This is a genomic window from Burkholderia sp. 572 (genome assembly GCF_040545135.1).
Taxonomy (GTDB): Bacteria; Pseudomonadota; Gammaproteobacteria; order Burkholderiales; family Burkholderiaceae; genus Burkholderia; species Burkholderia cepacia.
In genome coordinates, this window is sequence record NZ_JBEPLH010000013.1 from 104,115 (window position 1) to 122,633 (window position 18,519).

The window sequence follows — 18,519 nt, forward strand, 5'->3', positions numbered from 1 at the left end:
CCGCTCGAAACGGCGGTGGAAAACGTCGCGGCACATCGGCCACGAACAGGGACGATGCAGTATAGAAAGCCGGCGACGGCAACCGACAACGAATAAGAACGGCGTTCTGGCTTCTGTTCCGGAGATAGGGGCTGGTGGGGTCTCGCGTCCGCGGCCCGGATGCGGCGCGCGTGGGCGTGGAATTGCCGTCGCCGGCCGATGACGGGTGCGTGCATCATTCGGCGCTCGGGCATTGGCGCCCGGTTTTCCTTCGTGATGCTCACACGTCGGCGGAGGCGCCGCTTCGATCCGGCCAGCACGTTCCGTCACCGGAGCCGGCCGCCGTGGCGATGTGCTGCCGCCGCCTTCACCAACGGTGCGCGCCGCTCACTCTCCCGCACTCAATTACTCGACGAACACCCGCCGCAACTACTCGAACTGCAAGAGCTGGAACTGCACGAACTCGACGAACTGCAGCTCGACGACGAGCAACTGCTGTCCGATGCATCGAACGAACTACCGCTGCCCGCTTTCAGGGCGGCGAGCGACGACATCCGCGACGCGGTCTGCACGGTTTGCGAATACACCGACCAAGCGGTGCCGGCCAGCGCACCCGCACCGAACAGCGCGGCAGTCCACAACAACGGGTCCGGGTCGTCGCGTTCGCGGTCCTGCGTCTGCTGCGTTGCGTGCGCATCGGGTTGCGAGGATTGCGGGCGCTGCGGATTTCGCGCGGCGCGCGGATCGTGCGCGATCCGGCGCGCAAGCAGCGCGGCCCGCCCGGCAGCCGTCGCCCCACCGCGCCCGAAACCGGTCAGCCGCCGCACGACGATCCGGTACGCGACCGCGAACACCACCATGCAGACCGCGAGCAGCAACACGGGCCGCCCGCGGCTCAGGCCGATCGCGAGTTTCGCGGCCCCCGTGCCCAGTACGATCAGCACGATCGCACGCGCGGCCAGGCGCGACGCGCGCATCTCGCCGGGTGCCCACAGCCAGCCTTGTGCGCGCATTCCGTCGACGACCTCCTGCGCATACCCGGCGAGTCGCTTGCGAAACACGTCGTAGCTCACGGTGCCGGACGGCTGCTCCTTGAGCCACGCGCAGTGGTCGTCATGGCGCCCCGCACGTTCCATGTCGGCGATCTGCACGTAGCCGCCCTGCCCGGGGGCGGTCCACAGGTCGACCGCGCCCGCCTGCGCGAGCGACATCGTCACGACCTGGGCGACCCGTGCCTCGCCGCCGGTGAGATAGGCGACTTCGTCGGTGCTCAGGTCGGCCGACGCCTTGCGCGTACGCCCGCCCCAGCGTCGACAGCGGAACTCGATCGCCTGAAGCACGACGATCAACAACAACGCGACGACGCACGCCGGCACATAGAACGCGAGAAACTGCGGCCCCGCGTAGTTCAGCACGTTGAAGTCCTGCGCCGATGCGCAGGTCGCCGCGACGCTCGCGGCGGCAGCCGGCCAGGCGAGTTTCGGCAGCCGGTCGCGCCAGGTCCTGCGCGCCGGCACGGCGGCCGGCGAATTCGCGTCCCCCGCCCCGTTCGCGGCCGACGGTTCCGGGGGCAGCGATCCGGATGCGGCACGCAGGCCGGCAGGCCGCGGCCAGATCAACTCCGGCGGCTCGCAGCCGAACAACCGGCGATAGCTGTCCAGCGTGTCGCGATAACGCTGCGCGTACACGGCGGCCTCGTCCGGCGCGCCCGTGCCGGGCATGTGATGCAGTTGCGCGCGCAGCACGCCGGCGCAGAAGACGTCCCAGTATTCGAGCGTGTATTGCAGGTGGAAATGCCACGCGGCATCGATCGCGACCGACGGCGTGACCGGGTGTCCGGCCGCCTGCGCGAGAAACGCGAAGCGCTTGTATTCGTCGATCACGGCCAGCGCGTGCGCATGCGACCAGCCTTCGGCTTCGGCAAGACGCCGGCTGTACGGCAGCGGCGCGTTCGGGTCGTCAGGGGAATACGCGTGCAGACGCGCGAGCAGCGCGTGCTGAGCATCGGTCAGCGCGCGGGCATCGACTGCGGTCGAGGTAGACGGAATGGCAGCCATCGGGAGTCGGCGCGATGCGCGGACGGCCGCCGCGATCGACGCTTGGAGTTGTCGTTGCGCGGGATTCTCGCACATCGGCGAGGCGGCGCGACGGCATGCCGGGCCTGCATGCAGGGCCGCTTGCGGCGCTGCGCCGCGGGTCAGAAAGTCAGAAATCGAGCTGCGCGATCGTGATGTCGAGCGCGGCCGCAACCTTCTTGCGCAGCTTCTCGCGCTTTTCCTGTTTGGCGTAGTCCGAGCGACTGATGCCGATCCGCCGCGCGACCTCGGCCCGCGTCAGGCCGAGATGCTCGCGCCACGCGCGCGCGGGCGAGCTTCCGTCGAACACGACGCGCGTCACGAGCTCGTGCGGAATCAGGTCGCGTGCGGCGCACCGCTGCGCGACATAGTCCGCGTACGGAATCACGACGAAGGCTGGCGCGCCGTCCGGGCCGTTGATGATCTGGACTGGGAGGGATTTGCTCATGCGGTGATCGCGGCGCCGGTTTCCGGGCGGCTGTTCGTCGTTTCGGTCGACATGTTCAATCGGCGTTTCAGGCGGGCTTCGGGTGCGTCGAACGACATCGGTGCAAGGTTTCGCCCGGTCGAATGCACGCGATCGGAAACCGCCATGCTGATAGCCGGCCGGAATATTACTGCAAGCGGGGAAATGGTGATGCGGATGAGATGGCGAAACCGCCAAGCGCCTGAACAGGCATGTTTTGGCGCGCCCGGCTGGGATCGAACCAGCAACCCCTGCCTTCGGAGGGCAGTACTCTATCCATTGAGCTACGGGCGCGTGTGACAGTGAAACGACCCCAATATACAGGCCGCCCACGATTGGCAAGACGGCAAGGATACCCGGTTTCCCATGACGCGTCCACCTTGCCCGACGAATCCCCGCCGCACCGCGCTGCGTGCGGGTAAACACGCGCCATCGCGCCGCTCGCCGTGATGTAAACGTTCCGTCTATAATCGTCCGTGCTTCATTGGACTGCCATTTTGCCGTTGTACCGCGCTCACAATTCCTATTCACGGAGACGAGGCAAGCATGAGCGAAGCACCCCACGAATCTCCCGTCAAAACCCCCGGGCAGCTGATTGCCGTCATCATCGCGTCGTTCGCGATTCCGATCATCCTGATCGTCCTGTTCGCCAATTATGCGAACCATGCGTTCCGCGCCGGCGCCGGCACGGACGCGCTATCCGACGAGCAGGTCGCCGCGCGTATCGCCCCGCTCGCGCAGGTCGAAGTGAAGGACGCCAACGCACCCCGCACGTACAAGACCGGCGAGGCAGTCTACAAGGCCGTCTGCGTGACCTGCCACGGCACGGGCGCCGCCGGCGCGCCGAAATTCGGCAACAAGGACGACTGGGCACCGCGCATCTCGCAAGGCTTCGACACGCTGCTGAAGACGGCGCTGGCCGGCAAGGGCGCGATGCCGCCGCGCGGCGGCACGAGCCCCGACGACGTCAGCGACTATGAAATCGCCCGCGCGATCGTCTACATGGCGAACAACGACGGCGCGAACTTCCCCGAACCGGCCGCACCGGCCGCCAACGCGGCGCAGCCCGCCAGCGGCGCGGCAGGCGCGGCAGGCGCATCGGGCCCGGCCGACGCCGCGAGCGCGCAGATCGCCGCCGCGCAGGCCGCGATCGCCGCGATCCCGAAGGCCGGCGAACAACCGGCGGCCGCCCCGGCCAGCGCCGATGCCGCAACGGCCGGCAAGGCACTGTACTCGTCGACCTGCGTGGCCTGCCACGGAGCAGGCGTGCTCGGCGCGCCGAAGTTCGGCAGCAAGGAAGACTGGGCGCCGCGCCTGAAGGACTCGATGGACACGGTCTACAACTACGCGCTGCACGGCAAGGGCGCGATGCCGCCGAAGGGCGGGTCGAACGCATCCGACGCCGACGTGAAGGCCGCCGTCGACTACATGGTCAACTCGGCGAAGTAACACCGGCCGGCCAGAAAAAACCCCCGCGGCGCACGCGCACCGCGGGGGTTTGTTTTTTGCCTGACCGGCTGACTGTCGGATCGTCGGTTAGTCGCAACACCGCACGCCCGACGGCGCCGCCGCCTCACTTCTGCAGCAACGCCTTCAGGCTGGCGAGCCGGTCCTTCGGCGACATCGGCGCCTCTTCCGGGGTAGGCGGCGGCGCATCGTCGAGCCCCATCTCCGGAATGAAGCGCGACGGCTCGCACACGACCGTCTCGCGCGCCCGCTTGCGCTTCTTGCACCAGTTCAGGTGCAGGCTGCGCTGCGCACGCGTGATCGCGACGTACATCAGCCGGCGCTCCTCCTCGATCCGCTCGTTGTCGATCGGGCCGTCGTCCTCGCTGCCGCCGCGGTGCGGCATGATGCCTTCCTCGACGCCGACCAGGAACACGTGCGGATACTCGAGCCCCTTCGACGCATGGACGGTCGACAGCCGCACGGCGTCCGGATCCTCGTCCTTGCCCTCGAGCATCGACATCAGCGCGACGGTCTGGATCAGGCCGAGCAGGTTCTTGCCGGTATCGGCGAGCCCGTCGGCGTTGTGGAAGCCTTCGGCCTCGCCGTCGACAGCCTCCGTCTCGGGCTTGGTGCCCTTGCGCTTCAGCCATTCGAGGAATTCGAGCACGTTCTGCCACTTCGACTGCGCCTGGCGCTCGTCGAACGCGTCGTACAGGTACGCCTCGTAATGGATCGCCTCCATCATGTCGTCGAGCACGACGGTCGCGGGCTCCTTGTCCGCGCGTTCGGTCAGGCGCTGGATGAAGTCGCAGAACATCCGCAGCGGCTCGACCTGGCGCGCCGACAGCCGCGCCTCGATGCCGCCCATGTATACGGCCTCGAACAACGACACCTTCGCCTGGCCCGCGAACGAGCCGAGCGCCTCGAGCGTCGTGTTGCCGATCCCGCGGCGCGGCGTCGTGACCGCGCGGATGAACGCGGGATCGTCGTCGGCGTTCGCGATCAGCCGCAGGTACGCGCACAGGTCCTTGATCTCGGCCTTGTCGAAGAACGACTGGCCGCCCGACAGCACGTACGGAATGCGTTCGCGCCGCAGCACCTGCTCGAAGATGCGCGCCTGGAAGTTGCCGCGATACAGGATCGCGTAGTCGCGGAACTGCGCGCGCCGCTCGAACTTGTGCGCGGACAGCCGGAACACGACCGATTCGGCTTCATGCTCCTCGTCGTTGCAGGGTGTGACGGTGATCGAATCGCCCATCCCGTGCTCGGACCACAGCTTCTTCTCGAACAGTTTCGGGTTGTTCGCGATCACGTTGTTCGCGGCGGTGAGGATGCGCACCGTCGACCGGTAGTTCTGCTCGAGCTTGACCAGGTGCAGCTTCGGGAAATCCTTGCCGAGCTGCGCGAGGTTCTCGAGCGTCGCACCGCGCCAGCCGTAGATCGCCTGGTCGTCGTCGCCGACCGCCGTGAACGCGGCGCGCGGGCCCGCGAGCAGCTTCAGCAGTTCGTACTGGCACGCGTTGGTGTCCTGGTACTCGTCGATCAGCAGGTAGCGCAGCTTGTTCTGCCAGCGGTCGCGCACCTGCTCGTTCTTCGCGAACAGCTCGGCCGGCAGGCGGATCAGGTCGTCGAAGTCGACCGCCTGGTACGCGTGCAGCGTCGCGACGTAGTTGCGGTAGACCAGCGCGGCCTGATGCTCGTCCTCGTTGGCCGCGATCGCCATCGCCTCGTCGGGCATGATCAGGCCGTTCTTCCACAGCGAGATGATGCTCTGGATCTTGCGGATCAGCCCCTTGTCGGTCGTGCCGAGCTGCTCCTGGATCATCCCGAAGCAGTCGTCCGAATCCATGATCGAGAACTGCGGCTTCAGGCCGACGTGCTCGGCCTCCTGGCGCAGGATCTGCACGCCGAGGGAGTGGAACGTGCAGACGGTGAGCTGGTTGACGGGCACCTTGCGCCCTTCCTTGCCGGGCGTGGTGAGCGTCTTGCCCTCGAGCAGCTTCCCCACGCGTTCGCGCATTTCGGCGGCCGCCTTGTTCGTGAACGTGACGGCCGCGATGTGGCGCGGCTCGAAGCCTTTCGCTTCGATCAGGTGCGCGATCTTCTGCGTGATCACGCGGGTCTTGCCGCTGCCCGCGCCGGCGAGCACGAGACAGGGACCGTCGAGGTAGCGCACCGCTTCGTTCTGGGCGGGATTGAGGCCTGCGGACATGATGGCGGATGGTGTTGCGGTTGACGGCGGAACGCCGGGAGGATGCCGTGCGCGGCGGGCCGGCGAAGCAGGCGGACACGCGGGGCAGGACGCGCATGTTAACACGTCGGCGGCGCGCTTTTCGGGAGCGCCGCCGGACGGGGCCGCGCGGGCGGATTCCGCCGCCGCCCCTTGTCCGTGCGGCCAATCCGGCCCCGTTCGCGCAGCGATCGGCCACAATATCTCCACCCGGCGCCGCCCCGCGCCCAACCGCCTGAATCGCCACCGGATCGACATCATGGGATACCCGTTCGCCACCGCCGCCCTTGGCCCGCTGCTGTTCGCGCAGGGGCGCTACGTGCGCCGCGTCACGCCGCGCCTGCCCGAGGCGGCCGGCCCGCGCGACGGCGTGGCGGGCGACGGCCCGCCGCTGCGCGTGCTGGTGGTCGGCGATTCGGCCGCCGCGGGCGTCGGCGTCGCGACGCAGCGCGACGCGCTGTCCGGGCAGCTGGCGAACGCGCTCGCGGCCACGCACCGCGTCCGCTGGAAGCTGCTCGCGCGCACGGGCCTGACCACGCGGGAGCTCGTCGACTGGCTCGCCGCCGAACCGGCCGAGCCGTTCGACGTGGCCGTCACGTCGCTCGGCGTCAACGACGTGACGGGCGGCGTGCCGCCGGCCCGCTGGCAGGCGCAGCAGGCCGAGCTCGTCCGGCTGCTCGCCACGCGCTTCCGGGTCGGCCACGCGATCCTGTCGGCGGTGCCGCCGATGGAGCGCTTTCCGGCGCTGCCGCAGCCGCTCGCGTGGTATCTCGGGTTGCGCGCGAAACGGCTCAACACGGCGCTCGCCGGCTGGGCCGCCACGCAGCCGCACTGCACGTTCCTGCGCGTCGAGCTGCCGCTCGAGCGCCATCTGATGGCCGCCGACGGCTTCCACCCCGGCGCTGCCGCCTGCACGGTGTGGGCCACGCAAGTCGCCGCCGCCGTGCTGCGCCGGACGGCCGCGTGACGCGGCACGGCGCCCCGGCACCGGCCTTTCACCGCGCGGGCCGGCACGCAAAACCCCGCACGGTCGGCACACGGTCCCGCGCAAAATGCCGGCTTTCCTTGCGCAAGCGCCGCATCGCACCGCGCGTGTCGCCCGAACGCCCCGGTACGAGCGGCGGCGCCATGCCAAAATAGCCGGTCGTCTTCGCGCCGTCTCGGCGCACCATCCTTTAGTTTCCTTCGCAGCCAGGGATTGCCATGTCGTCATTGCTCAGGATTGGTTTGATGGGTTTCGGTTTCGCCGGCGCGACGTTCCACGCGCCGGTCATCGCCACGAGCGGCCGCACTGAAGTCGCCGCGATCGCGACGGGGCAGCCCGATCGCGCGCAGGCCGCGTATCCGGGCGCGCGCGTCGTCCCCGATCTCGACACGCTGCTCGGCCTCGACGACATCGAATGCGTGGTGATCGCCACGCCGAACGACACGCACTTCGCGCTCGCGCGCCAGGTGCTCGAAGCCGGCCGCCACGTGGTCGTCGACAAGCCCGTCACGCTCACCGCCGACGAGGCGCTTGCGCTCGCGCGGCTCGCGAACGCACGCAGCCGGCTGTTCGCGCCGTTCCACAACCGCCGCTGGGACGGCGATTTCCTCACCGTGCGCCGCATCGTCGAATCGGGCGAGCTCGGCCGGCTCACGTATTTCGCGTCGCACTTCGACCGCTTCCGCCCGACGCCGCGCACGCGCTGGCGCGAGGAGCCCGCCCGCGGCGGCGGCCTGCTGCTCGACCTCGGCCCGCACCTGATCGACCAGGCGCTCGCGCTGTTCGGCCTGCCCGAAACGGTGGGCGCGACCGTCAAGACCCGTCGCGACAACGGCACGGCGCCCGATTTCGTGCACCTGCAGCTCGGTTATCCGGACAAGGAAGTGGCGCTGCATGCGAGCGCGCTGTCGGCGATCGAACCCGCGCGCTTCACGCTGCACGGCACACGCGGCAGCTACCAGAAGTTCGGGCTCGACACGCAGGAAGACCAGCTCAAGGCCGGCCTCACCGCGGACGACGTCGAATTCGGCGGCGGCAACCCGCCGGGCCTGCTGCGCGTGCTCGACGGCGAGGTCGAAGTCGAACGCCCGGTGCCGACACTCGACGGCCAGTACGCGGAGTTCTACCGCGCGCTCGCCGCGTCGATCCGCGACGGCGCGCCGTTCCCCGTCACCACGCAGGATGCCGTCGACGTGATGACGATCATCGAGCTCGCCGCGCAGAGCGAGCACGACGGCCGCCGGCTGCCGTTCGTGCGCCGCACGATCTGACACCGCGCGCCGGCCGGTCGCGGCCAGCCGGCACGCGCGCGGCCGGCCCGGCGGATTCGATTACAGGAACATTCGGTTACAAATGCCGGGGGAGCGAAAGTCAGCGTCCGACCGGTCTGACGCGTTTCTCGAAAAAGTCGATCCGACACCAATCCGTCTGGAGAATGTTGATGCAACGGTTGATTCGCGCAGCAGCGTGCTGCGTCCTGGTTTCCTCGCTTGCGGCCTGTATCGTGCAGCCGCAGCAGCCGGTTCGCCCGGCCCCTCCGCCGCGGCCGAATCCGCAGGTCGTCGCGAACGAGCGGATGCAGCAGATCCAGGGCCGGATCGACAACCTGCACCGCCGCATCGATGCGCGCGTGAACGGCGGCTACTACCCGCCGCCGTACGGCGCGCAGCTTCACCACCGCCTCGACGTGATCCGCCAGGAAGCGAACGACATGTCCGCGCAGCACAGCGGCGGCCTGTCCGGCGACGAGCAGCGCGTGCTGAACCAGGAACTCGACACGGCCGCGCGCGCGATCGGCGAGTAACGCACCGGCGCCCGCCGGCGCGAAAAAAGCGGCGGCACCGGTTGCCGCCGCTTGTCGCGAAGCGACATTCTTTTGCTCAAATTGACAAGGCCCACCTGCTCGCGTACAGTCGCCCGCACGCGTCGGGAGAGCGTGTGACCGTGCTGTTCCAGCCGGTTGCGCCGCCGAAGGGGCACACCCGCAAACTCTCAGGCAAAAGGACCGACCGCGTCGGGGAACCTCGTCCGTGCATCGCGCGGGCCACACACTCCCCGCACTCTGGAGAGCGGCAGTAGCCCGCAGCGCATAGGCTGCGCGGGCAGGCTGCCCACCGAAGGGGCGCGCGTTCGCCAGGCCTGGCCGGCAGCGCAATCTCTCAGGTATCGAGGACAGAGGGGCATGTACCGGATCGCTCGCAGGCCGTCGGCCGCGGTGGTCGGCACATGGCCGTTCTGATCCGCGCGCAAGCGCCTTGCCTGAGGCCTCGATGACTGCACTGAATCACACCCCGCTCAACGCCGCGCACCGCGCGCTCAATGCCCGCATGGTCGACTTCGGCGGCTGGGACATGCCCGTCAACTACGGCTCGCAGATCGAAGAACATGAAGCCGTGCGCACCGACGCCGGCATGTTCGACGTGTCGCACATGTGCGTCGTCGATTTCACCGGCAGCCGCGTGCGCGCGTTCTTCGAGCACGCGATCGCGAACAACGTCGGCAAGCTCAAGACGCCCGGCAAGGCACTCTACTCGTGCCTGCTCAATCCGCAGGGCGGCGTCATCGACGACTTGATCGTCTACTACTTCACCGAAGAATTCTTCCGCGTCGTCGTCAACGCCGGCACGGCCGAGAAAGACATCGCGTGGTTCAACCAGCTGAACGAGCAAGGCGGCTACGGCGTCACGATCGCGCCGCGCCGCGATTTCGCGATCATCGCCGTACAGGGCCCGAACGCCCGCGAAAAGGCCTGGGCGACCGTGCCCGCCGCGCGTGCCGCGACGAGCGAGCTGAAGCCGTTCAACGCCGCGCAGGTCGCCGGCACGCCGTTCGGCGATCTCACCGTCGCACGCACCGGCTATACCGGCGAAGACGGCTTCGAAGTGATCGTCCCGGCCGTGCATGTCGAAGCGCTGTGGAACGCGCTGCAGCAGAACGGCGTGCGCCCGTGCGGGCTCGGCGCGCGCGACACGCTGCGCCTCGAGGCCGGCATGAACCTGTACGGCCAGGACATGGACGACACCGTCTCCCCGCTCGACGCGGGCCTCGCGTGGACGGTCGACCTCGGCGCGCCGCGCGACTTCGTCGGCCGCGCCGCCCTTGAAGCAAACGGCACCCGCGCCGCGTTCGTCGGCCTGATCCTGCAGAAGGAAAACGGCAAGGCGGGCGGCGTGCTGCGCGCGCACCAGAAGGTCGTCACGCCGCACGGCGAAGGCGAGATCACGAGCGGCACGTTCTCGCCGTCGATGCAGGAATCGATCGCGTTCGCGCGCGTGCCGGCGGCCGTCCAGATCGGCGACGTGGTCCAGGTGCAAATTCGAGACAAGAATCTTCCCGCGCGCGTGGTAAAACTGCCGTTCGTGCGCAACGGCAAGGTCCTCGCTGCGTAACGGCCGGGAGGCCCGCCTCCCGGGAAGCCGGGAGATGGCGCCTGGCGCAACACCACACCCGGCGCGCCCCGGCGGCGCGCCAGCAAAACGAACAAACCCTTTTATCAGGAGCATCCGATGAGCAACGTCCCGGCCGATCTGAAGTACACCGACGAACACGAGTGGATCCGCACTGAAGCCGACGGCACGCTGACGGTCGGCATCACCGATCACGCGCAGAACACGCTCGGCGACATCGTTTTCCTCGAACTGCCGGCCGTCGGCAAGCAGGTGAAGGCGGGCGACGCGATCGGCGTCGTCGAATCGGTGAAAGCCGCGTCGGACATCTATTCGCCGGTGTCGGGCGAGGTGGTCGCGATCAACGCGGACGCCGTCGACACGCCGGAAGAAGTGAACAGCGACGCGTACGACACGTGGCTGTTCAAGATCAAGCTCGCCGACGGCGCATCGACCGACGGCCTGCTCGACGCCGCCGCCTACAGCAAGCTGATCGACTAATTCCCTTACCCGAACCGCGCGACGCCGGCCGCCGGCCGGCCCGCGCGGGACCAGAGTCACGCCATGAAGCTCGAACACCCGGACCGCCTGATGAACCGCACGCCCCTCTCGCTCGCCGCGCTCGAAACGCACGACGCGTTCGCCGAACGCCACATCGGCCCCGACGCCGCCAGCCAGCAGGCCATGCTCGACACGCTCGGCTTCGCGTCGCGCGCCGCCCTGATCGACGCCGTGATCCCGGCCTCGATCCGCCGCGCCGAAACGCTGCCGCTCGGCCCGTTCGCGCAGCCGAAGAGCGAGGCGGAAGCCCTCGCCGCGCTGCGGGTTCTCGCGAACAAGAACCAGGTGTTCCGCTCGTATATCGGTCAGGGTTACCACGACACGCACACGCCGGCCGTGATCCTGCGCAACGTGCTCGAAAACCCGGCGTGGTACACGGCCTACACGCCGTACCAGCCCGAAATTTCCCAGGGCCGCCTCGAGGCGCTCCTGAACTTCCAGCAGATGGTCGCCGACCTGACGGGCCTCGCGATCTCGAACGCGTCGCTGCTCGATGAAGCCACCGCCGCCGCCGAAGCGATGACGCTGCTGCAACGCACCGGCAAGCCGGCGTCGAACGTGTTCTACGTCGCCGACGACGTGCTGCCGCAAACGCTCGAAGTGATCCGCACGCGCGCGCTGCCGGTCGGCATCGAGGTCAAGACGGGCCCGGCCGCCGACGCGGCGCAGGCGAATGCGTTCGGCGTGCTGCTGCAATACCCGGGCGTGAACGGCGACGTGCGCGACTACCGCGCGCTCACCGAAGCGATCCACGCGGCCGGCGGCCACGTGGTCGTCGCGGCCGACCTGCTCGCGCTGACCGTGCTGACGCCGCCCGGCGACTGGGGCGCGGACGTCGCGATCGGCAACACGCAGCGCTTCGGCGTGCCGATGGGCTTCGGCGGCCCGCACGCCGCGTATCTCGCGGTGCGTGACGAATTCAAGCGCCAGATGCCGGGCCGCCTCGTCGGCGTGACGGTCGACGCGCAGGGCAAGCCCGCGCTGCGCCTCGCGCTGCAGACGCGCGAACAGCACATCCGCCGCGAGAAGGCGACCTCGAACGTGTGTACCGCGCAGGCGCTGCTCGCGATCATGGCCAGCATGTACGCGGTCTACCACGGTCCGCACGGCCTGAAGACGATCGCGCTGCGCGTGAACCGCATCGCGGCCCTCTTCGCCGCCGGCGTGAAGCAGCTCGGCTTCGCGACCGTCAACGACACGTTCTTCGACACGCTGACGATCGATACCGGCGCGCGCACCGCGCAGGTCCACGAACTCGCGAAGGCCAAGCGCATCAACCTGCGCCGCGTGAGCGACACGCAAGTCGGCGTGTCGGTCGACGAAACGACGACGCGCGACGACCTCGCCGATCTCCTCGCCGTGTTCGCACAGGCCGCGGGCGGCACCGCCCCGGCCGTCGATGCCCTCGACGCGGGCCTTGCCGGCGTTGCCGCGCTGCCGGCCGGCCTCGAGCGCACGAGCGCGTACCTGACGCACCACGTGTTCAACCGCCACCATTCCGAAACCGAAATGCTGCGCTACCTGCGCAGCCTGTCGGACAAGGATCTCGCGCTCGACCGCTCGATGATCCCGCTCGGCTCGTGCACGATGAAGCTGAACGCGACGTCGGAAATGCTGCCGGTCACGTGGCCCGAATTCGGCGGCATCCATCCGTTCGCGCCGGCCGAGCAGACCGTCGGCTACCGCGAGATGATCGACCAGCTCGAGCAGATGCTTGTCGCGGCCACCGGCTACGCGGCCGTGTCGCTGCAGCCGAACGCCGGCTCGCAGGGCGAGTACGCGGGCCTGCTGATCATCCACGCTTACCACGCATCGCGCGGCGAAGCGCACCGCGACGTGTGCCTGATCCCGGCGTCCGCGCACGGCACGAACCCGGCGTCCGCGCACATGGCCGGCATGAAGGTCGTGGTCGTCGCCTGCGACGCGCAGGGCAACGTCGACATCGCCGATCTCAAGGCCAAGGCCGACGAGCACGCGAAGGACCTCGCGGCGATCATGATCACGTATCCGTCGACGCACGGCGTGTTCGAGCAGAACGTCCGCGAGATCTGCGAGATCGTGCATGCGCACGGCGGCCAGGTGTACGTCGACGGCGCGAACATGAACGCGATGGTCGGCCTGACCGCGCCGGGCCAGTTCGGCGGCGACGTGTCGCACCTGAACCTGCACAAGACCTTCTGCATCCCGCACGGCGGCGGCGGCCCGGGCGTCGGCCCGGTCGCGGTCGGCGCGCACCTCGCGAAGTTCCTGCCGAACCAGCATTCGACCGGCTACTCGCGCGACGAAAACGGCATCGGCGCGGTGTCGGCCGCGCCGTACGGCTCGGCGTCGATCCTGCCGATCTCGTGGATGTACATCGCGATGATGGGCGCGAAGAACCTGACCGCCGCGACGGAAACCGCGATCCTCAACGCGAACTACATCGCGAAGCGCCTCGCGCCGCACTACCCGGTGCTGTATTCGGGCCCGGGCGGGCTGGTCGCGCACGAGTGCATTCTCGACCTGCGCCCGATCAAGGAATCGAGCGGCATCACCGTCGACGACGTCGCGAAGCGCCTGATGGATTACGGCTTCCACGCGCCGACGATGAGCTTCCCGGTGCCGGGCACGCTGATGGTCGAGCCGACCGAATCGGAATCGCAGGAGGAACTCGACCGCTTCATCGCCGCGATGATCGCGATCCGCGAGGAAATCCGTGCGGTCGAGGAAGGCCGCGCCGACCGCGAGGACAACCCGCTGCGTCACGCCCCGCATACGGCGGCCGTCGTCACCGCGAACGAATGGCCGCACGCGTACTCGCGCGAGCAGGCCGCGTACCCGGTCGCGTCGCTCGGCACGAACAAGTACTGGCCGCCGGTCGGCCGCGCGGACAACGTCTACGGCGACCGCAACCTGTTCTGCTCGTGCGTGCCGATGTCGGAATACGCATAACGCACACGAGGCCAGGAGCCGTCCGATGGTGCCCGCACCGCACGCAACCCGGGGTTGCGTGCGGTTTTTTTGTTCGCCGCTCGAACCCGTGCACGTTCGTGCGCCAATCCGGCTAACATCACACGCGATCCAGCCAATGAAGGAGTTCCGCATGGTGCGTCCGATGTTTCCGGGCCATGGTGCACTGCAAGGGCGGCCGCGCGCGCGCCGCTTCGTGCCGATGTTCGTCGCGTCGCTGTCGTTGGCCGCTGCCGGCCTCGGCGCGTGCGGCAGCGCGCGCGCGGCGATGAATTTCTGCGCGGCGCCGGCCCTGCAGGCGAGCGAGACGACGCAGGCCGAGCCGGGCGTCCAAGCGCTGATCCGCAGCGTCGACGCACGCATCGGCGAGCAGCCGAAGGCGATGGCGCGCGTGCACACCGAGGGCACGCTGCCGCACGAAGGCATCTACGACCAGAGCGCCGCCGCGCTGAAGGATCTCGACCTGATGCGCGATGCCGCGCTCGCGTGGCGCGTGACGAACGCGCCGCGCTACCTGCAGCTCGTCGACCGCTTCCTGTCCGCGTGGGTCGGCACCTACCAGCCGAGCTTCAACCCGATCGACGAGACGCGTTTCGACAGCCTGATCGTCGCGTACGACATGACCGCAAGCGCGCTGCCGGTGAAGACCCGCAACGCGACCGCGGCGTTCATCGCGAAGCTCGGCGCCGGTTATGTCGCGCAGATCGACGCGCAGAAGCGCCCGCTCACCGGCACCTGGCGCAACAACTGGCAGAGCCACCGGATCAAGCTGATCGCGCTGTCCGCGTTCACGCTCGGCGACCGCAGGATGATGAACGCCGCGCAGCGGCTGTTCGTCGAGCATCTGGCCGACAACATCGGCCCGGACGGCAAGACGTGGGACTTCGAGGAGCGCGATGCGCTGCACTACGCGGTCTACGACCTGCAGCCGCTGGTGACGGCCGCGCTCGCCGCGCGCCGCTTCAACCGCAACTGGCTGCGCGAGCGCGGCACGAACGGTGCGACCCTGGAGGCCGCGCTCGACTGGCTCGTGCCGTACGCGCTCGGCGAGAAAACGCACGAGGAATTCGTGAATTCGCCGGTGCCGTTCGACGCGAAGCGCCGCGAAGCCGGCCTGCCGGGCTACACGGGGCAGTGGGACCCGAAAAACGCCACCGAACTCTTTCATCTGGCCGCGCGGCTCGACGGGCGCTATGCCCGCGTCGCGCAGCAACTTTCCCCAACGCCGCCCGCATGGCTCGCCGCGTGCCTGCCATTGCAGGCGCGCTAGCACTACTCTTAAAGCAAGGCAGGAATCGAAATGGCAGTCAGCGTCTTTGACCTCTTCAAGATCGGTATCGGTCCGTCCAGTTCGCATACGGTCGGGCCGATGCGCGCGGCGCTGATGTTCGTCCAGGGCCTCGAGCGCGACGGGATGCTCGACGCGACCGCCCACGTGAAGGTCGAGCTGTACGGCTCGCTCGGCGCCACCGGCAAGGGCCACGGCACCGACCGCGGCGTGATGCTCGGCCTGCTCGGCGACGCGCCCGACACCGTCGATCCCGACACGATCGACGCGCGGCTGGAAGACGTCCGCCAGTCGAAGAAGCTCGCGCTGCTCGGCACGCACCCGGTGCCGTTCGTGCTGAAGGAGAACATCGCGTTCTACCGCCAGGCGCTGCCCGAGCATCCGAACGGGATGAAGCTGCGCGCGAGCGACGCGAACGGCGCGGTGCTGGTCGAGCGCACCTACCTGTCGGTCGGGGGCGGCTTCGTCGTGACGGCCGGCGCGCCGAACACGAAGGTGCTGAGCGCGGCCGAGCAGATGACGCACCCGTTCCGCACCGGCGCCGAGCTGCTCGCGCTGACCGAGTCGACCGGCAAGTCGATCGCGCAGCTGATGTGGGAAAACGAGCGCGCGTGGCACACCGAGGAAGAGACGCGCGACGGCCTGCTGAAGATCTGGGCGGTGATGCAGTCGTGCGTGTCGCGCGGCTGCGGAATCGGCAACCCGGATGCCGACGGCAACCTGCCCGGCCCGTTCCAGGTCAAGCGCCGCGCGCCGCAGCTGTACCGCACGCTGACGGGCAGCCCGGAGCGTGCGCTGCAGGATCCGCTGTCGATGATCGACTGGATCAACCTGTACGCGATCGCGGTCAACGAGGAAAACGCGGCCGGCGGGCGCGTCGTGACCGCGCCGACCAACGGCGCGGCCGGCATCATCCCCGCCGTGCTGCACTACTACACGCGCTTCACGCCGGGCGCGAACGAGCAGGGCGTGATCGACTTCCTGCTCACCGCCGCCGCGATCGGCATTCTCTACAAGCTGAATGCGTCGATCTCCGGCGCGGAAGTCGGCTGCCAGGGCGAAGTGGGCGTCGCGTGCTCGATGGCCGCGGGCGCGCTCGCGGCCGTGCTCGGCGGCACGCCGCAACAGGTCGAGAACGCGGCCGAGATCGGGATGGAGCACAACCTCGGCCTCACCTGCGACCCGGTCGGCGGGATGGTGCAGATTCCCTGCATCGAGCGCAACGCGATGGCGTCGGTGAAGGCGGTCAATGCGGCGCGCATGGCGTTGCGCGGCGACGGCTCGCACTACGTGTCGCTCGATTCGGTGATCAAGACGATGCGCGAGACCGGCGCCGACATGAAGACGAAGTACAAGGAAACGTCGCGCGGCGGGCTCGCGGTGAACATCGTCGAGTGCTGATGCCGGTTCGGCGGTCATGCGGGGCGGATCGATGTCCCGCCTGACCGCCGGGCTCGATGCCCGACATCAATCGTTCAGCCAGTTCTCCAGCCGCAATCCCGGATAGCTGACGAAATCCCGCTCGTTGTTGGTCACGAGCGCAACGTCGAGCGACACCGCGTGCGCGGCGATCAGCTTGTCGAGATGATCCCTCTTCCGCTCGCGGGTTGCGTCGCGGACCGGACCGTACGCTTGCGCCGCCGCGACGTCGAACGGCGCAACGGGGATATCGTCGATCAGCGCGGCGAGATGGCGACGCTCCCGCGCAGGATTCGCACATGCGGCGACGCCGTACTCGAGCTCGGCATACGTGATCGCCGACATCACCACATCCCCCGTGTAGCACTGCGCAAATTGTTTCGCGACTTGCTCGGGCTGGTTCTTCATCAGATAGATGCACATGTTGGTGTCGAGCATGTAGCGCGGCATTACAGCTCCTCGCGATCGGCCTGCTCCTGGTCGCCGCGCCCTTCGGCCATGAAATCCGGCCCGAATTTCGCGAACTTCTCGAGTACGCGGGTCAACGGCCGCCGCATCGGTCGAATACGGATTTCGTCACCGATACGCTCGATTTCCAGTTCGATATCGTTACGCTCATAGGCGAGGTCGGCAGGAATTCGCACGGCCTGCGAGTTGCCGTTCCGAAATACCTTCGTCGTGTGCATGTCGATCTCCGCCCGGATGTACATGGGATGTACATTATCCGATGCGGTCTGCGATGTAAATCCATGTGTGTACATAACATGCGTTCCCGTGAAATCCTTCATCCACTGCTCGACGCCGACTTGCGGATATCGGGCATCACGGCCACTGCCGTCGCGCATGCAGCACGCGGAGGATCTCGACGATCCCCTCAGCCGGTCTGATGCGATACACGAGCACGTAGTTCGGCGCGACCACCAGTTCGCGCGTGCCGGCCACTCGCCCTTGCCGATACAGCTCTGCACGGGCCGGCAACGTGGCGGCCCTTTGTTCCAGCAGTTCGTCGAGTTCGATTGCGGCCTGCGGGTCGTCCTCGCCGATGTAGTCCATGATCGCGGCGCGATCCTCGTACGCCTTCGGATTCCAGTGCAGCGCGAGGGTCAAGAAGCATCCCCTCGCCTGCCCGCGAGCCGTTCACGCAGCGCCGCACGGCGCGACGCGAAGTCGGCGCTCACCTCCGCGTCGGGAATCGACGCGCGCGGATCGTCCAGCGCCTGCTGCACCTGCTCGCGAAACCAGCGATCGTGGGCCGCTGCCTCGTGTGCCGCCTTCAGCGCAGCTGCGCGATCGGGCCGGGTCGCGCGGCAGGCCGCATCCGGGTCGAACGTGGACGCGTCCACATCGAACCGGCTGATGCCGATGTCGCGCAGAAAGCCGACCAGCGTTTCAAAGCGGCGAAACACCCGCACGTCGCCGCGTTTCGCCGACAGGAAACGTTCGTGCGCACCGCAACGGGCGGAAAGTGCCCAACCGTTGCCGCACCCCACCACGCGGGCCGCGCTTACGGCGCCGGCTTTGACAAGCTCCGTCAGCATCTTTTGATCGATCGTTTCGGTTGTCATGGCGATCCTCGATCCCTTTATCCATCCGTTCGTTGAAATTTTACTATTGCCTGGCTGCCCATTTTATTGTTAATCGGCGCCCACTTTCAGCGGACAAACAGGTATTGGGTCCAGCTTCGCATCCATGGCAATCACTTTTCACCTTCGCGCACGCCGACACAAGCCGG

17 protein-coding genes, 1 tRNA gene and 2 riboswitches are annotated in these 18,519 nt (G+C 68.3%); of the genes, 9 read left to right on the plus strand and 9 right to left on the minus strand.

Annotated elements, in window-relative coordinates; all coding sequences use genetic code 11:
* Nucleotides 1–380: 380 nt before the first annotated feature.
* The 4 genes from ABIC51_RS24570 to ABIC51_RS24585 all read right to left on the minus strand — a co-directional run bounded on the left by ABIC51_RS24570 (nt 381) and on the right by ABIC51_RS24585 (nt 2,814).
* Nucleotides 381–2,036, minus strand: a complete 1,656-nt coding sequence (locus tag ABIC51_RS24570; protein ID WP_175900220.1) for a TIGR04222 domain-containing membrane protein — start codon at nt 2,034–2,036, stop codon at nt 381–383.
* A 148-nt stretch (nt 2,037–2,184) separates the two neighbouring features.
* On the minus strand, nt 2,185–2,502 hold the full coding sequence (locus ABIC51_RS24575) for a helix-turn-helix domain-containing protein (RefSeq protein ID WP_354006667.1): 318 nt from the start codon (nt 2,500–2,502) through the stop codon (nt 2,185–2,187).
* On the minus strand, nt 2,499–2,768 hold the full coding sequence (locus ABIC51_RS24580; RefSeq protein WP_124533368.1) for a hypothetical protein: 270 nt from the start codon (nt 2,766–2,768) through the stop codon (nt 2,499–2,501). The genes ABIC51_RS24575 and ABIC51_RS24580 overlap by 4 nt, the downstream gene beginning before the upstream one ends.
* Nucleotides 2,739–2,814: transfer RNA gene (locus tag ABIC51_RS24585), tRNA-Arg, on the minus strand. Before ABIC51_RS24585 ends, ABIC51_RS24580 begins: the two co-directional genes overlap by 30 nt.
* 252 nt (nt 2,815–3,066) lie before the next feature.
* Here ABIC51_RS24585 and ABIC51_RS24590 point away from each other — a divergent pair.
* Complete coding sequence (locus ABIC51_RS24590; protein WP_175900369.1) at nt 3,067–3,969, plus strand: c-type cytochrome; 903 nt, start codon at nt 3,067–3,069, stop codon at nt 3,967–3,969.
* 124 nt (nt 3,970–4,093) lie between these two features.
* Here the strand turns inward: ABIC51_RS24590 and ABIC51_RS24595 are convergent, their stop codons facing one another.
* Entirely contained in the window at nt 4,094–6,181 is a 2,088-nt protein-coding gene (locus ABIC51_RS24595) for a UvrD-helicase domain-containing protein (protein ID WP_027788668.1), read from the minus strand.
* Between the two features lie 277 nt (nt 6,182–6,458).
* Between ABIC51_RS24595 and ABIC51_RS24600 the strand changes: the two genes are divergently transcribed.
* From ABIC51_RS24600 to ABIC51_RS24635, 8 genes are all read left to right on the plus strand, one after another.
* Entirely contained in the window at nt 6,459–7,166 is a 708-nt protein-coding gene (locus ABIC51_RS24600; protein WP_060084425.1) for an SGNH/GDSL hydrolase family protein, read from the plus strand.
* A gap of 236 nt (nt 7,167–7,402) precedes the next feature.
* A complete protein-coding gene (locus ABIC51_RS24605; protein ID WP_027788670.1) occupies nt 7,403–8,455 on the plus strand; it encodes an oxidoreductase in 1,053 nt (350 codons plus the stop codon).
* A gap of 170 nt (nt 8,456–8,625) precedes the next feature.
* The gene (locus tag ABIC51_RS24610; RefSeq protein WP_027788671.1) at nt 8,626–8,988 is read left to right on the plus strand and encodes a hypothetical protein; all 363 of its coding nucleotides are present in this window, start codon (nt 8,626–8,628) and stop codon (nt 8,986–8,988) included.
* 113 nt (nt 8,989–9,101) lie between these two features.
* A riboswitch (glycine riboswitch) is annotated at nt 9,102–9,202 on the plus strand.
* Nucleotides 9,203–9,236: 34 nt separating this feature from the next.
* Nucleotides 9,237–9,370: riboswitch (glycine riboswitch) on the plus strand.
* 84 nt (nt 9,371–9,454) lie between these two features.
* Entirely contained in the window at nt 9,455–10,573 is a 1,119-nt protein-coding gene (gene gcvT, locus ABIC51_RS24615; protein WP_059694458.1) for a glycine cleavage system aminomethyltransferase GcvT, read from the plus strand.
* Between the two features lie 117 nt (nt 10,574–10,690).
* Nucleotides 10,691–11,071, plus strand: a complete 381-nt coding sequence (gene gcvH, locus ABIC51_RS24620) for a glycine cleavage system protein GcvH (RefSeq protein WP_027788673.1) — start codon at nt 10,691–10,693, stop codon at nt 11,069–11,071.
* Nucleotides 11,072–11,134: 63 nt separating this feature from the next.
* Complete coding sequence (gene gcvP / locus ABIC51_RS24625) at nt 11,135–14,062, plus strand: aminomethyl-transferring glycine dehydrogenase (RefSeq protein WP_174392928.1); 2,928 nt, start codon at nt 11,135–11,137, stop codon at nt 14,060–14,062.
* Nucleotides 14,063–14,213: 151 nt separating this feature from the next.
* A complete protein-coding gene (locus ABIC51_RS24630; protein WP_027788675.1) occupies nt 14,214–15,350 on the plus strand; it encodes an alginate lyase family protein in 1,137 nt (378 codons plus the stop codon).
* Between the two features lie 30 nt (nt 15,351–15,380).
* The gene (locus ABIC51_RS24635) at nt 15,381–16,769 is read left to right on the plus strand and encodes an L-serine ammonia-lyase (RefSeq protein ID WP_027788676.1); all 1,389 of its coding nucleotides are present in this window, start codon (nt 15,381–15,383) and stop codon (nt 16,767–16,769) included.
* A 66-nt stretch (nt 16,770–16,835) separates the two neighbouring features.
* On the opposite strand, the gene ABIC51_RS24640 is transcribed toward ABIC51_RS24635, so the two are convergent.
* The 4 genes from ABIC51_RS24640 to ABIC51_RS24655 form a co-directional block, all read right to left on the minus strand.
* Nucleotides 16,836–17,237, minus strand: a complete 402-nt coding sequence (locus ABIC51_RS24640) for a type II toxin-antitoxin system VapC family toxin (protein WP_027788677.1) — start codon at nt 17,235–17,237, stop codon at nt 16,836–16,838.
* Complete coding sequence (locus ABIC51_RS24645; RefSeq protein ID WP_027788678.1) at nt 17,237–17,473, minus strand: antitoxin; 237 nt, start codon at nt 17,471–17,473, stop codon at nt 17,237–17,239. The genes ABIC51_RS24640 and ABIC51_RS24645 overlap by 1 nt, the downstream gene beginning before the upstream one ends.
* Nucleotides 17,474–17,609: 136 nt before the next feature.
* Nucleotides 17,610–17,894, minus strand: a complete 285-nt coding sequence (locus ABIC51_RS24650) for a type II toxin-antitoxin system RelE/ParE family toxin (protein ID WP_027788679.1) — start codon at nt 17,892–17,894, stop codon at nt 17,610–17,612.
* Nucleotides 17,891–18,352, minus strand: a complete 462-nt coding sequence (locus tag ABIC51_RS24655) for a ParC-related protein (protein WP_027788680.1) — start codon at nt 18,350–18,352, stop codon at nt 17,891–17,893. Before ABIC51_RS24655 ends, ABIC51_RS24650 begins: the two co-directional genes overlap by 4 nt.
* Nucleotides 18,353–18,519: the final 167 nt, after the last annotated feature.